This is a genomic window from Desulfovibrio sp. UIB00 (assembly GCF_022508225.1).
GTDB lineage: Bacteria > Desulfobacterota > Desulfovibrionia > Desulfovibrionales > Desulfovibrionaceae > Desulfovibrio.
Genome location: NZ_JAETXJ010000001.1, coordinates 590,943 through 604,391, shown reverse-complemented (window position 1 = coordinate 604,391; position 13,449 = coordinate 590,943). Strand labels below are relative to the sequence as shown.

General features: G+C 60.8%; 13 protein-coding genes. All 13 read left to right on the top strand.

Annotation, left to right across the window (positions count from 1 at the left end):
- Window positions 1-64: 64 nt before the first annotated feature.
- The 13 genes from JMF94_RS02700 to JMF94_RS02640 all read left to right on the top strand — a co-directional run bounded on the left by JMF94_RS02700 (window position 65) and on the right by JMF94_RS02640 (window position 13,252).
- Entirely contained in the window at window positions 65-3,778 is a 3,714-nt protein-coding gene (locus tag JMF94_RS02700) for a proton-conducting transporter membrane subunit (RefSeq protein WP_240823647.1), read from the top strand.
- On the top strand, window positions 3,778-4,749 hold the full coding sequence (locus JMF94_RS02695) for a complex I subunit 1 family protein (protein ID WP_192112241.1): 972 nt from the start codon (window positions 3,778-3,780) through the stop codon (window positions 4,747-4,749). Before JMF94_RS02700 ends, JMF94_RS02695 begins: the two co-directional genes overlap by 1 nt.
- Window positions 4,750-4,774: 25 nt before the next feature.
- Window positions 4,775-5,209, top strand: coding sequence for an NADH-quinone oxidoreductase subunit NuoB (gene nuoB / locus JMF94_RS02690; RefSeq protein WP_034604940.1), 435 nt, complete (start codon window positions 4,775-4,777; stop codon window positions 5,207-5,209).
- A gap of 1 nt (window position 5,210) precedes the next feature.
- Window positions 5,211-5,789 carry a 4Fe-4S binding protein gene (locus JMF94_RS02685; RefSeq protein WP_240823646.1) on the top strand — a complete coding sequence of 193 codons (579 nt, stop codon included), beginning with the start codon at window positions 5,211-5,213 and terminating at the stop codon, window positions 5,787-5,789.
- A gap of 23 nt (window positions 5,790-5,812) precedes the next feature.
- On the top strand, window positions 5,813-6,352 hold the full coding sequence (locus tag JMF94_RS02680; protein WP_022657683.1) for an NADH-quinone oxidoreductase subunit C: 540 nt from the start codon (window positions 5,813-5,815) through the stop codon (window positions 6,350-6,352).
- Window positions 6,345-7,427: a nickel-dependent hydrogenase large subunit gene (locus JMF94_RS02675; RefSeq protein WP_240823645.1), complete on the top strand. Its 1,083-nt coding sequence runs from the start codon at window positions 6,345-6,347 to the stop codon at window positions 7,425-7,427. The genes JMF94_RS02680 and JMF94_RS02675 overlap by 8 nt, the downstream gene beginning before the upstream one ends.
- Before the next feature lie 26 nt (window positions 7,428-7,453).
- Window positions 7,454-7,837 carry a hydrogenase maturation nickel metallochaperone HypA gene (locus tag JMF94_RS02670; RefSeq protein ID WP_022657681.1) on the top strand — a complete coding sequence of 128 codons (384 nt, stop codon included), beginning with the start codon at window positions 7,454-7,456 and terminating at the stop codon, window positions 7,835-7,837.
- Window positions 7,830-8,810 carry a 4Fe-4S dicluster domain-containing protein gene (locus JMF94_RS02665; RefSeq protein WP_240823644.1) on the top strand — a complete coding sequence of 327 codons (981 nt, stop codon included), beginning with the start codon at window positions 7,830-7,832 and terminating at the stop codon, window positions 8,808-8,810. The genes JMF94_RS02670 and JMF94_RS02665 overlap by 8 nt, the downstream gene beginning before the upstream one ends.
- Before the next feature lie 467 nt (window positions 8,811-9,277).
- On the top strand, window positions 9,278-9,964 hold the full coding sequence (locus tag JMF94_RS02660; protein WP_240823643.1) for a Crp/Fnr family transcriptional regulator: 687 nt from the start codon (window positions 9,278-9,280) through the stop codon (window positions 9,962-9,964).
- A 166-nt stretch (window positions 9,965-10,130) separates the two neighbouring features.
- Window positions 10,131-10,712, top strand: coding sequence for a flavodoxin family protein (locus JMF94_RS02655; protein ID WP_240823642.1), 582 nt, complete (start codon window positions 10,131-10,133; stop codon window positions 10,710-10,712).
- A 31-nt stretch (window positions 10,713-10,743) separates the two neighbouring features.
- Window positions 10,744-11,196 (top strand): pyridoxamine 5'-phosphate oxidase family protein, encoded by a 453-nt coding sequence (locus JMF94_RS02650; protein WP_240823641.1) that lies wholly within the window; start codon window positions 10,744-10,746, stop codon window positions 11,194-11,196.
- A gap of 67 nt (window positions 11,197-11,263) precedes the next feature.
- Window positions 11,264-12,637 carry a 4Fe-4S ferredoxin gene (locus JMF94_RS02645; RefSeq protein ID WP_240823640.1) on the top strand — a complete coding sequence of 458 codons (1,374 nt, stop codon included), beginning with the start codon at window positions 11,264-11,266 and terminating at the stop codon, window positions 12,635-12,637.
- A 75-nt stretch (window positions 12,638-12,712) separates the two neighbouring features.
- Window positions 12,713-13,252 (top strand): HPP family protein, encoded by a 540-nt coding sequence (locus JMF94_RS02640; RefSeq protein WP_240823639.1) that lies wholly within the window; start codon window positions 12,713-12,715, stop codon window positions 13,250-13,252.
- The last annotated feature ends 197 nt before the right edge of the window (window positions 13,253-13,449 follow it).

The window sequence follows — 13,449 nt, the reverse complement described above, 5'->3', positions numbered from 1 at the left end:
CCCGGACTTGACCGGGTTGATCCGCCGGGTACATCCGAGAGACCCGCAAACCACGGGGCAAACTATGACGGAATCACTGTTTTCGGCAGGCGGCTTTCTTGTGCCGCTTCTCGTGGGCATGGCCCTTATGCTGTATGGCGCGGCGCAGTCCGTGCGGCAGCGCAACAATCCCCGCAGCCTGATCCTATGGGGTTCGCTGCATGATGCAGGCATTTTCTGCCTGGGTCTTGGAGCAAGCGGCGGTATCAACAGCACAGGCCTGTGGCTTTTTGTGCTGTTCCAGGCAGCCGCGCGGCTGCTGGCCTGGGCCGCCCTTTCACGGCTGACCCCCCCGGCGCTCAACGCACCGGTGCAGCTGCAGGATTTGCGCGCCACTGGCAAACGTCAACCATGGACAGCAGCCTGCTTCGGCCTTGGCATGCTGGCTGCGGTGGGCGGTTCGCCCTTCCTGGTGCCTGAAGCCCGCATGTTCATCAGTTCTGGCATTCTGGGCAGCATGCCCGGCGCCATGGCGGCGCTCTTGTGCATGGCCCTCGCCACCACAGTTCTCATCTGGCTGCATGTGGAAGCAGTGCGCATTGTCGTACTGGACACCACAGGCGAAGAAACCCCGGCTTCATGGGCAGCGCCTTCCGGCAATGTTTTTGTGATGCTGGGCCTCGCGGTAGTTGTGGCGCTGTTGGGCCTGTTCAGAGGCCCCATCACCGAACTGTTCGCTTCTGCCTACAATGTGGCTGTACCGCATTCGGCAACGCACCCGGCATACTGGTGTTATTACGCCGGTGCGTTCCTGACCGGCATAGCATTCCTGGTAAAGTTTGACCGCGCGCCCCTGGTGGGCGTGGCCTTCTCCGCCTTGGCGCTGGCGACCACCATCGCCACCCCGGCGGGCCCAACGGCCAAGCTTTTCCTTGTTATGATCGCCGTTGTGGGTCTGGTCGTCAGCATATACTCGCTGAGCTACATCCATGAGCGTCAGGGCCGCTATTGGTTCTTCCTGCTGCTGACATTCGCATCGCTGGCGGGCATTGTCTCCGCTGCCGACTCGGCGACCATGTACGGCTACTGGGAACTCATGACCTTTGCCTCCTACTTCCTGGTGGTGCATGAGAACAATCGCAGCGCCTACGACGCCGGCCTCAAATATTATGTAATGTGCGCGGGCGGCGCGCTGTTCATGCTGCCCGGCCTCCTGCTGCTGGGCGATCCTTCGCTTTCGTTCGGGTTGATGCAGGGCGCGTTTGTGCTCTGCCTGGCTGGCTTTGGCGTGAAGATGGGCCTTGTGCCCCTGCATTCCTGGCTGCCTGACGCTCACCCCGCCGCGCCATCTTCTGTGTCTGGTCCTCTTTCGGGTATCATCACCAAGATGGGCGTGTTCGGCATAGTGGCCGTGCTGCTCATGCGGCCCATGATCATGGGCATGCCCGGTATGTTCGGCCTTTCCTGGCTGGGCACCGGTCTTGTGGCCATGGGCGCGGCAACCCTGATCTTTGGCGAGGTCATGGCTCTGCGCCAGGACGACATCAAACGCATGCTGGCCTATTCGACCCTCGGGCAGATTGGTGAAATCGCCCTGGTGCTCGGCGTAGGCACATGGCTTTCGACCACCGGCGCGCTGTGGCACATGCTCAACCACGCCATCATGAAAGACCTGCTCTTCCTTGGAGCCGGCGCTCTCATCATGCGCGCGGGCAGCCGCAAGCTTGCAGACCTGCGCGGCCTTGGCCGCCAGATGCCCGTGACCGTTGCCTGCATGGGCATCGGCCTTGTGAGCATCATGGGTCTGCCGCCTTTTGGCGCTTTCTACAGCAAGTTCCTGATGATTCAGGCGGCCACCACCGCCGGGCACATCTGGCTGGCGGCCCTCATTCTGGGCGGCTCGCTGGTGGGCCTGATCTACTACACGCGCATTCTGAAAACCCTTGTGTTTGAAGAACGCCCCGCCGACCTGCCCACCGTGACCGAAGCGCCGCGCAGCATGCAGATCGGCCTGATCATTCTGGCGGGCATTTGCGTTATCATGGGCCTTGCCCCGCAGCTCGCCATGAACCTTGTGGTGCCGGTGGCCTCCATGTGCTTCACGCCCAACCTCAACGACCCCGATGTGCTCCTGGCCATGAATGTGTCCTGGCCCATCTTCGTGGTTGTTCCTGTGTTTGGCGCCGTGCTGCCCGCTCTGTTCTACCGTGACCGCAAAAAGGCCGGATGGGCCAGCGTGGGCGTGATGCTGTTCACCGCGCTGCTGGTCATCCTGTTTGGCCGCGATCTGGATACGCTTTCCTTCTGCTTTGCCCTGCTGGTTCCTGTGCTTGGCGCGGTCAATATGGCCTACGCCCTTGGCTACATGGAACACAGCCACCGCCAGTGGCGCTTCTACTGCGCCTTTACCGCCATGTGCGGCGGCCTGGTCGGCATGGCCGCCAGCCAGTACATGCTGAGCTTCTTCCTGTTCTGGGAAATCATGAGCTCGTGGACGCTGTACCTGGCCATTGCCCATGAGGGCGATAAAGACTCGCTTCGCGAGGCGTTCAAATACTTTATCTTCAACGTGTTCGGCGCGGGCTTCATCTTCCTGGGCCTGTGCGTTGTGGGGCCGTTCACGCCTTTCAACGCCACCCTGCTCACGGGTGCCGCACCCTACATTCCCCACGGCGCGGCATGGCTCGGCATGGCCCTGCTGGCTGCCGGCTTCCTGATGAAGGCGGCCCAGCTGCCCTTCCGCATTGATTGGCAGATGCACCCGGCCCTGGCTCCCACGCCTGTTTCCGGCTACATCTCGTCCGTGCTGCTTAAGAGCGCCATCTTAGGCCTCATCAAGCTGTTCATGCTCATGGGCGGCGGCTTTATGCTGGCTGGCGTGCTGGGCGGCATGGAGCAGAACATCATCAGCACTGTTTCCATGTGGATCGGCGGCATCACCATCATCATGGCTGCCGTGCAGGCCTTGCGCACCAACGTCATCAAGCTTGTGTTCATCTATTCCACGGTGAGCCAGCTTGGGTACATGGTGCTGGCGGTTGCCGCTGGCGGCGCGCTGGGTTACGCGGGCGGCATGCTGCACGTGATCAACCACGTGTTCTTCAAGGATCTGCTGTTCCTTGTGTGCGGCGCAGTCATGTTTGCCACCCACAGGGAAACGCTGGAAGACCTCGGTGGCATTGGCCGCCACATGCCCTTTACCCTTGTCATGTTCGCCATTGCCGGGCTTTCGGTTGTGGGCGTGCCGCCCACCAGCGGATTCTCGTCCAAATGGCTTATCTACCATGCCCTCATGGAAGCGGGCCAGCCCTTCCTGGCGTTGCTCTCCCTGATCGGCAGCGTGCTGACCATGGCCTACATTGCCAAGTTCCTGCATGCGGCCTTCCTGGGCCAGCCCTCGCCCAACCTGCACGAAGTGCATGAGGCCCCGCTGATCATGCGCGTGCCCATGGGCATTCTGGCTGCCGGTTGCGTGATCACGGGCGTGTTCCCCGGTCTGGCACTTGGTCCCATCAACAACGTATTGGCTGAATACGGCTTTATGCCGCTCAACGTGGGCCTGTCCGGCGTGCTTTCCGGCCCCGGCGCATGGAACGCCACAGGCATGTTCGTCATGATGGCCCTTGCATTTGCTGGCGGACGCTGGTTCGTGCTGCGCTTTACCCGCCTGCGCGAAATTGACGTCCACACCTGCGGTCTGCCGGTCGAAACGTCCACCAGCCGCATGAAGCCCTCCAGCATTTTCGGGGAAATCCTCGGCCTTATGGGCGGCAATAAGCCCGCCAAGGAGAACCGCTGATGAGCGACACCCTGCTTGCCATACTGCACATGTGCATCTTCCCCGGCGGGGCCTTTGCCCTGCTGGTGGCGATGTTCTTCAAAGGACTTGACCGCCGGGTCGAGGCGCGGCTGCAGCGCCGCGTCGGCCCCCCGCTGATCCAGCCCTGGCTTGACATTGCCAAGCTGCTGACCAAGGAAACCCTGATTCCCAAAACCGCCTGCCGTTCGGCCTTTTTGATGGCCCCGGTGTTCGGTTTCACGGGTATGGCCGTGTGCGCGGCCTTCATACCGATCCCCGGCGTGTTCAACGGCCTGTTCAACATGGGCGACCTGCTGGTGATCTTCTACCTGCTGCCCATCCCGGCCATGGCCATCATGCTGGGCGGCTCGGCCTCCAGTTCGCCCTACGGCGCTGTGGGCTTCTCGCGCGAAATGATGTTGATGCTGGCCTACGAAACGCCGCTGCTCATGATTCTGCTCTCTGTCGCCATGCTTACGGGCAAGGTACTGAGCGGCGGAGCCTGGGGCGCGGAATTCTCGCTGCTCAAGATCGTCGCCATGCAGCAGCAGGTGGGTTCCTTCGGGTTCAACCCGACCATGATCCCCGCCTTGCTGGCCTATCTGATCTTCCTGCCCGGCACCATGGGCGTTGTGCCCTTTGATATCCCCGAGGCGGAAACTGAACTTATCGAAGGCCCACTGCTGGAATACGGCGGCCCCCTGCTGGCCTTGTTCCAGATCACGTCCGCGCTCAAGACCTTTGTAGTTTTGGGCCTGGGGGTTGCGCTTTTCTTCCCCGGCACCATATCTGACATATGGCTGGTGAATCTGGTCTGGTTCCTGCTCAAGTGCCTTGGGCTCATGCTGGTTTCGCTTACGCTGGTCAAGTCGGCCACAGGGCGCTTCCGCATTGACCAGGCCTTCCGTTTCTACATAACTGTGCCCACGGCGCTTGCGCTGTGCAGCCTTATACTGGTCTGGGTGATGTAAGGAGGCCGACGTGTCGCTGGATAACATGCTTAAAAAACTCTCCGTGCGGTCGCCGTGGCTTTTCCGCATCAACGCAGGCTCGTGCAACGGTTGCGACGTGGAACTGGCAACCACTGCCTGTATTCCGCGCTATGACGTGGAACGCCTGGGTTGCCGCTATTGCGGCAGCCCCCGCCATGCCGACATTGTGCTTGTAACAGGCCCTCTGACCACCAGGGTGCGTGACCGCGTGCTTAAAGTGTGGAACGAAATTCCCGAACCCAAGGTCACTGTGGCGGTGGGCATCTGCCCCATCTCGGGTGGCGTGTTCCGCGAAGGCTATTCCATTGAAGGCCCGCTTGACCGCTACATCCCGGTAGACGTCAACGTGCCCGGTTGCCCGCCTCGCCCGCAGGCCATTCTTGAGGCTGTGGTGCTGGCGCGTTCCATCTGGCTGAAAAAACTGGGCGTGGAGGAGTGATATGGCGGGCTTTCTGAAAGTTCTGTTCCGCAATTTGCTGGAAGGTCCAAGTACCGACCCCTTCCCCTTGGGCGAAACCTTCACCCCCGAAAGGCTGCGCGGCAAGGCTGTTGTGGATCCCGACCTGTGCATGGGCTGCGGCATCTGCCGTCACTCGTGTGCGGCAGGGGCCATCAACATCTCGCCGCTGCCCGACCGCAAGGGTTTTACCATCACCATATGGCAAAACTCCTGCTGCCTGTGCGCCTCGTGCCGCCATTACTGCCCCACCGGGGCCATGAGCATCACGACCGACTGGCACACCGCGCATCCGGAATCGGAAAAATTCAACCGCATCGAACAGCAGACAGTTCGCTACGAGCCCTGCGCCGGTTGCGGCGAGCTTATGCGCCCCCTGCCCAAAAAGCTGGCCGAAAAGCTCTATGCCTATAATGACGAAATCGACAGGGATCTGACGCGCAGGCTCTGCCCCAAATGCCGCCAGCTTGAGGACGCCAAGCGCAATGCCTGCGTACTGCCCGCCGCCAGCGGCGATGCAGCGGCGACCAGCGTCACTTCTGCCGCTCCCACCAAGGATTAGCGGTTCATACCCGCGGAGAACATATGCAAGAGACAATTAACGGCAACGCCAAAGTCATCGAGGGGCTCTCAGCCCTGTGTACCGAAGACGACGCCGTACACCACAGCACGGACAGCTTCGGCAACGCTTTTCACTGGTTCAGGCTGGGTACGCCCCGCATGTTGCAGGATGCCGCCGCCATCATGAGCGAAGCCAAGGCGCGCCTGTGCATGACAACCGCTTACAACCGCCGCCAGCTCAGCGAACCCATGCAGGAAGTTTGCTACCACTTTGAGCTGGACGGTGTGGTCTACAACATGACCGTGACCCTTAACGGCGAGTGGCCCACCGTGCCCTCCATCACCCCCCTGTTCGCCAATGCCGACTGGCACGAACGGGAAATGATGGAACTCTACGGCATTCAGGTTACAGGCCACCCCAATCCCACGCGCCTGTTTCTGGATGAAGAGCTTGACGCAGGCATTCTCAACGAGGCCGTGCCCCTGTCCATCATGATGAACGGGGCCTGCACCACCGACCTCTGGGAACGCATTCTCAATGACAAGGAGCGCAACCATGAGTAACACCTTCACCATGCCTCTGGGCCCCGTACACGTGGCCCTTGAGGAGCCGGTATATTTCCACCTCACGGTGGAGGGTGAAACGGTTCGCCACGTGGAGCTGACCTCCGGTCACGTGCACCGCGGCATGGAAGCCATGGCTACCCAGCGCAACCTCGTCAAGAACGTCACCCTTACCGAGCGCGTGTGCTCGCTCTGTTCCAACAGCCACTCCTTCACCTACAGCATGGTGGTGGAAAACGTGCTCGGTATCACCATTCCCGAGCGCGCCTGCTACCTGCGCGTGGTGGCCGAAGAAATCAAGCGCATTGCCTCGCATCTGTTCAACACTGCCATTCAGGCGCATATCATCGGCTTCAAGTCGCTGTTCATGCACGTGATGGAAGTGCGTGAAATGATGCAGGACCTCAAGGAAACCGTTTACGGCAACCGCATGAACCTGGCGGCCAACTGCATCGGCGGCGTTAAGTACAACGTCACGCCCGATCTGTTGGATTACATGCTCAAGACCCTTGCCAAGGTTGAACCTCAGGTGGATGAAATCCGCGAGATCTACGCCACCAACGGTATGGTTCTTGGCCGCACCAAGGGCCTTGGCCTGCTGCCCAAGGAAGACGCCGTCAACCTTGGCGTGGTTGGCCCTGTGGCCCGTGGTTCCGGCGTTGCCATCGACGTGCGCAAGGATTCGCCTTACGCCGCCTACGGCAAGCTGAACTTCAACCCGGTTCTAGAGCATGGCTGCTGCGTGAACTCGCGTACAATGGTGCGGCTGCACGAGATATTTGAATCGTTCAGCCTCATCCGCCAGTGCATCGAAAGGATGCCCGAAGGCGAGGTCACGGCGCCCATGCGCCAGATCCGCACGGCAGAGGCCTGCGCCCGCACCGAAGCTCCGCGCGGCGAAGTGTTCTACTACATCCGCACCAACGGCACGGATATGCCCTCGCGCCTCAAATGGCGTGTGCCTTCCTACATGAACTGGAAGGCCCTGGGCGTCATGATGCGTGACTGCAAGGTGGCCGATGTGGCGCTGATAACCAACAGCATCGACCCCTGCGTTTCCTGCACCGAGCGCTAGGCATAACGGGTTGGAGAGTTTGATCCATGCATGAGGCAACGCTGGTTCAGGGACTGCTGAATATGGCCATCAAGGCCGTGGAAGACCACAATAAGGCGCATCCGGAATCTCCGGTCAGCCGTATTGCGGAATTTCAGTGTGAACTGGGCCTGCTTGCCTGCGTGGAAGCGCAAACGCTCACCGCCTGCTTTGAACTGCTGGCGGAAGGAACCCTTGCCGAGGGCGCAAAGCTTACGCTTGCATGCGCGCCCCTGGCCTGTACCTGCAATCAGTGCGGACATGAATTCAGCCTGACGCAACGGCATTTCGTCTGCCCAAGTTGCGGCGGCGAAAACATCCACTTCAACGGGGGTCATGGGATGACGCTTATGGCCCTGCACGTTGCATCCGAGGAAACGGACCATGACTGAACATATCCAGGTCGTACCCGACAAATGCCGCGCCTGCCGCCGCTGTGAAGTGGCCTGCATTGCCGCCCACCACGGCATGAGCTTTAAAGAGGCCATGAAACACCGCGATGAACTGGTTTCGCGCGTACAGGTGGTCAAGGCCGAAGGCTTCAAGACCACCGTGCGTTGCCACCAGTGCGACCACGCGCCCTGCGCCAACGTGTGCCCCACCGGCGCATTGCAGCAGGATGCCGATGGCCGCATCATCATGCGCGTACAATACTGTGTTGCCTGTAAGATGTGCATCGCTGCATGCCCTTACGGCACCATCACCCTTGACACCATCGGCATGCCCTCCGTGGACGGCGACGATGGTGAAACCCTGGCTCAGCGCGCCCGCCGCGAAGTGGCCGTGCGCTGCGACATGTGCCGCGCATGGCGCATGGAAAACGGCAAGCGCATCACCGCCTGCATGGAAGCCTGCCCGGCCCACGCCCTTTCGCTGGTGCTGGCCGACGGTTCGGTGGTGGAAGCCCCTGCGCCGGAAAAGAAGCCTGCCATTGAGGGCGCGCCGGAAAAACCCGCCGCTCCCGTGGCCGAACCCGGCCCCCGTGCATCCGTGACCGCTGCTGGTCGCGCACCTGAAGAAGCCAAGGCTGAGGAAGCCAAGGTTGAAGCCCCTGCCGCCCCTGTGGCGGAAGCGGCGGCTCCGGCACCTGCGGCAGAAACTCCCGCAGCGCCCAAGGCCGAAGAACCCAAGGTCGAAACGCCTGTGGAAGCTCCTGTCGAAGCCAAAGCCGCTCCGGTAGTGGAAGAAACTCCCGCGCCTGAAGTCAAGGCGGAGCCTGCTGCGGAAGCCCCGGCAACGGAACCCGCAGCCGCAGCAACACCGGTTGAAACCAAGCCCGAAGCTGCTCCGGCAGCGCCCAAGGCTGCGGCCTCCAAGCCTGCCAAGAACAGCAAAAAGGCCATCAAGAAGGGCGGCAAGAAGTAAGCGCTTCTGCCAATCCGCACATTCTGGCCTCGGCGCGGCAGTCGGATTATCCCGGCTTCTGTGCCGAGGCTTTGCGTTTTATGCTACAGCGCACCCTTTCCCGCAGATTGCAGTCTCTATAGCATTTTGGCTTGAAATGCTCGCTCGTGTCTGCCAAAAACCTGCCTGCTTGCATTTCTGGACAGGATTTTCAGGAACGTCCTTGCAGAGCAGTTAATTCATTTGCACCCTGCTCTAAAATCACCTTAATATACTGCATGTTACTTTAATACGGCCTGAGATTCGGCTTTGAATAGCGAGTTTTTGTGATCTCCATCACAGAATATCCCGGCCATTTCTGGTGTATTGCCTCTGTTGCTGACAACAGATCTTGCAGTCAGCCGATGGCGCTGAGGCGTTCCCTACAGACGTAAACGAAACTGCAATACCAGACTGCCGCGCCATGCAGCGGTCTGGGGGGAGACAAGATGGAAAACAGCGACCTGCAAACCATCCATGCTGCCTTGCAAACCGGCCCTTTTGCGGCCATGTCGGATACTGAACGCCAAAAGCTGGCGCTGCACGCCCGTGTGCAGCCATTCAGCCAGGGGGCGACACTATTTCGCGAAGGCGAAGCCACAGCCGATGCCATGCTGCTGCTCTCGGGCATGGTCAAACTGTGCCGTCACTCGGCTCAGGGCAAGGAATGTGTGCTACACCTTGTGCGTTGCGGCAGAATGCTGGACGCAGGGGTGCTTTTTTATGAAGAAGGCCTGCCCGCAACGGCCATCGGGGTGCAGAACGGCGTAGTTTTGCGGCTGGAACGCAAGGCACTGCTTGAAGCCCTGCGCAACGATGCGGCCCTTGGAGTAGCCATGCTGGCGGCCATGAGCCTGCGTCAGCGCCTGTTCATCAACAAGATTGCGGGATCGCAAGGCCGCATTTCCGTTTCGGGCCGGGTAGCGGCATGGCTGCTGCACAGGGCAAAAATGGAAAAAAGCGCCACCCTGAGCATGGGCGTTACCCAGGAAACCCTGGCCCGCCAGATGGGCATAAGCCGCGAGAGTCTGAGCCGGGAGCTCAGCGCCCTGGCATCAGCCGGACTCATTGACCGCGACCGCCGCCGCATCATTCTGCTCGATGCCAACGCCCTGCGCGAAAGGGCCGAGGCTTAGGGTGCTTCACAGGATACCGCTCTGTCGGCAGCAGGCGCAGCTTTGACCGGTATACAATGAAGGTGCATCCACTCAGGCTGCACCGACTTTATGAACGAGCGCTCGCCAGAGAGCGCTTTAAAGGCCTTGAGAAGGAAACTTCTCAAAACAGTTTTTCAGGATCAGCATGAACGCTTGCATTGTTTATTCTTCCTGCACGGGCAATACCCGTAAAGTGGCTGAGGCCTTGGCCGATACCTCGGGTCTTCCCTGCTTTCCCGTGCGCAACGCACCTGAGCCGGATGACTTCGATATGCTGGCCCTGGGCTTCTGGGTGCGCAAAGGCCTGCCTGATGCCCGCGCCCTTCGCTACATGGAGCGTGTACGCGGCAAGGACGTATTTTTTTTCGGCACGCTGGGCGCGTGGCCCCATTCAGACCACGCCCGCCGCTGCATGGCTGCAACACATGAAATTTTACAGGCTGGCGGCAATACGGTAGTTGATGGATTCTTGTGTCAGGGCAGGGTTAATCCGCAGGTGGTTGCCGCATCGCAGCGCAAGGGCGGGCATCCCCTGAGCCCCGAGCGGCTGGCCCGTCTGCGCGAGGCAGCACGCCACCCGGACGCGACAGATCTTGCGGCGGCGCGCCTGCACTGGCAACGTAGCCTGCAAAAACAAACTGCCAGTTTTTCTGTGACGCCAACCCCCTGCATTGCCGCAGACATTTTATCCATGCCGGAACACATCGGCAGCAATACCTCGCTGTAACCAGCCAGCAGGCCAGTATCAGGAGCTGCAAATGCGCAAACAGAACCGCGAATGCCTTGACCCGGCATTTTTTGACGAAGTTTTTTCCACTGCTGAAGACCTCTGCCTTGCCATGCACGATGGGGAATTTCCCTATGTCATTCCGCTTAACTTCGTGCGCCAGGGCAACTGCATCTATATCCACTGCGCCCTTGAAGGGCACAAGCTGGACTGTATCCGCCGCAATCCCAATGTGGCCTTTACCCTTTGCGCGGATGTGACCATTCACAGGGAAAAATCCACGACCTATTACAAATCGCTGTGCGGCACTGGCCGCGCCGTGATTGTGGATGACCCGGCGGAAAAGGGCCTCGCCCTTGATGCCCTGGCAGGGCGCTACGCCGCCCTTTGCCCCACGCCCACGCCGGATGCCGCCCTTGCCCGCACAGGCGTGGTACGCATTGATATTGTGGATCTGGTGGGCAAGCGCAAACTGCCCAAGTAAACGCCTCACCCCATGCACGGCGGCGCGTAGTAGCGCCACAACATGCCGAATGTAAAGGAAGTCTGACATGCGCGGAGCTTCCCGCCTTATCCCCTTGCCTTCTTTTCTGGCTCTGCTGACTGCCGGAGCGCACTTCTGGCGTAGCGGTCAGCCCGGCCTGGCTGCCACCTGCCTTGCACTGGCCCTGCTTGCCTGGGGCCACGCCGCATGGGTGCGCCTGCTTCTGCTGCTGGTGCTGCCCCTGCTGGCTGGCCGCTGGATATGGGCTGCGGCCCAGTTTGTACAAATGCGCATGTTCATGGGCGAACCGTGGCACAGGCTGGCTGTTATCCTGCTGAGCGTGGCCCTGCTGACGGCGCTTGCCGCCCTGCCCCTGCTGCGCGAATCCGCGCGACAACGCTACCATAAAGGCGACACTAACGCGCGCACCCAACTGACCGCCCTGTTCCTTTGCCTTGGTCTGTTGCTGCCGGTCTGGCTTATGAAGCCGCAACTGCTCGTTCTGGAACGGTTCTTCCCCCAATGGGGATCACTGCAACTTGCGCTGTCGGGCATCTGGGCGGCCTGCGCAGCCGGATGGCTGAGCGGCAAAAAGGTTCCGCAGGTCAGAATGCGCCTGTGGCGGCTCTTTTCACTTGTCTTTTTTGCTCAGCTTGTTCTCGGACTGGCACTGGAAAGCCGTTTTCTGCTCAGCGGGCAACTGCATCTGCCTGTACCAGGGCTGATAGCCGCCGCGCCCATATATCGCGGCGGAGGCTGGTTCATGCTGGGCCTGTTCACTTTTTCCACCCTGATTGCGGGCGCGGCATGGTGCAGCCATCTTTGCTACTTTGGCGTGTGGGATGCCAGCGCTGCAAAATCCTGCGCCGGCGGCCCGCACGGATTATCTGTGATAAAAAATTCCGGCTCCGGCAACCAGGCTCCATCCATTCCCCGCCGCGCTCCCAGGTGGCTGCCATATCTGCGGCTCGCCATGCTGGGCCTGACCCTTGCCGTTCCCCTGCTCTTGCGTTTTTCGGGCGCGCCGCTGGAGGCGGCTATTGCCTGCGGCCTCTTGCTGGGCCTGCTGGCTGTACCGGCTTCCCTGCTGGTCAGCCGCAAGGCCGGATACGCCGCCTACTGCCGGGGCCTCTGCCCGCTAGGGCTGCTGGCAAAGTGGATTGGGCGCATTGCGCCATGGCGCGTGCGCCGCACAGGCTCCTGCCGCCGCTGCATGGCCTGCGTGCGTGTATGCCGTCAGGACGCCATGGGCGACCCCATGACGACATCAGGCCCCAATGAGGACTGCAATCTGTGCCGCGACTGCGTGGTCGTATGTCCGCAAAGGGCGCTCTCCATAACCTGCTACGGCATGCACGGAACGCAAACATGGGCAGGCCCAACGCTCATTGCCCTGCTTGCTGCCCTGCACGCGGCCTTTCTTGCCATGGCCCGTATATAGACAGCCAGTTCATTCAACCAGGGAAGCACGGCTTCACCACCGCGACTCTCGCAACATCTAGTAACGAGGATGCCAATGATGCGTGTTTTGCGCCGCCTGCGGGCAGGCACAATGGCCCCGCCCAGGGCCGACTGGAATGAAATATTCTGGGCGTGGGCAGGCAGTTGCCTGTCCATAATCAGCCTTGCGCTGCTTGAAAAGCTCTGCGCGCAGGAATGGAATCTGCCTCTGCTCATCGGCTCGTTCGGCGCTTCCGCCGTGCTGGCCTTTGGCGCGCCCCACAGCCCGCTGGCCCAGCCCCGCAATCTTGTGGGCGGGCACGTGCTTTCCGCGCTTGTGGGTGTGAGCTGCCAGCTACTCTTCAGTGATAATCCAGTGCTGGCCTCGGGCCTTGCCGTTTCCACAGCCATTGCCCTTATGCACGCAACGCAGACCCTGCATCCTCCGGGCGGCGCAACGGCCCTTATCGCGGTCATCGGCGGCCCCGGCATCCACAGTCTCGGCTACTGGTATGTGCTCCTGCCCTGCGCAGCGGGGGCCATCTGCATGCTGGCCCTGGCCTATGCCGCCAATAATCTCGCCGCCCGCAAGAGGTATCCCCTCTTCTGGTGGTAAGGGCCTTACAAAAAACGTGGCCCTGACAATCCATATTTGCAGCACTGTTGCATAACAATTTGCCTGCCTTCGTGGAGTCTGCCCTTGCGGCCCTTCACGAAGACAGGCAAATTTCGCTTCGAGGCTGGATGGCAGCAACCGAAACACCCTGCCTTCTCCATTGCTTCTGCTTGGCTCATGCCAGACGGGCATCAGCA

Coding starts and splice junctions, on each gene's coding strand:
- JMF94_RS02675 (WP_240823645.1), top strand. CDS start 6,345: ATGAGTAACACCTTCACCATGCCTCTGGGCCCCGTACACGTGGCCCTT.
- JMF94_RS02655 (WP_240823642.1), top strand. CDS start 10,131: ATGAACGCTTGCATTGTTTATTCTTCCTGCACGGGCAATACCCGTAAA.
- JMF94_RS02680 (WP_022657683.1), top strand. CDS start 5,813: ATGCAAGAGACAATTAACGGCAACGCCAAAGTCATCGAGGGGCTCTCA.
- JMF94_RS02685 (WP_240823646.1), top strand. CDS start 5,211: ATGGCGGGCTTTCTGAAAGTTCTGTTCCGCAATTTGCTGGAAGGTCCA.
- JMF94_RS02665 (WP_240823644.1), top strand. CDS start 7,830: ATGACTGAACATATCCAGGTCGTACCCGACAAATGCCGCGCCTGCCGC.
- JMF94_RS02660 (WP_240823643.1), top strand. CDS start 9,278: ATGGAAAACAGCGACCTGCAAACCATCCATGCTGCCTTGCAAACCGGC.
- JMF94_RS02650 (WP_240823641.1), top strand. CDS start 10,744: ATGCGCAAACAGAACCGCGAATGCCTTGACCCGGCATTTTTTGACGAA.
- JMF94_RS02640 (WP_240823639.1), top strand. CDS start 12,713: ATGATGCGTGTTTTGCGCCGCCTGCGGGCAGGCACAATGGCCCCGCCC.
- JMF94_RS02670 (WP_022657681.1), top strand. CDS start 7,454: ATGCATGAGGCAACGCTGGTTCAGGGACTGCTGAATATGGCCATCAAG.
- nuoB (WP_034604940.1), top strand. CDS start 4,775: ATGCTTAAAAAACTCTCCGTGCGGTCGCCGTGGCTTTTCCGCATCAAC.
- JMF94_RS02695 (WP_192112241.1), top strand. CDS start 3,778: ATGAGCGACACCCTGCTTGCCATACTGCACATGTGCATCTTCCCCGGC.
- JMF94_RS02645 (WP_240823640.1), top strand. CDS start 11,264: ATGCGCGGAGCTTCCCGCCTTATCCCCTTGCCTTCTTTTCTGGCTCTG.
- JMF94_RS02700 (WP_240823647.1), top strand. CDS start 65: ATGACGGAATCACTGTTTTCGGCAGGCGGCTTTCTTGTGCCGCTTCTC.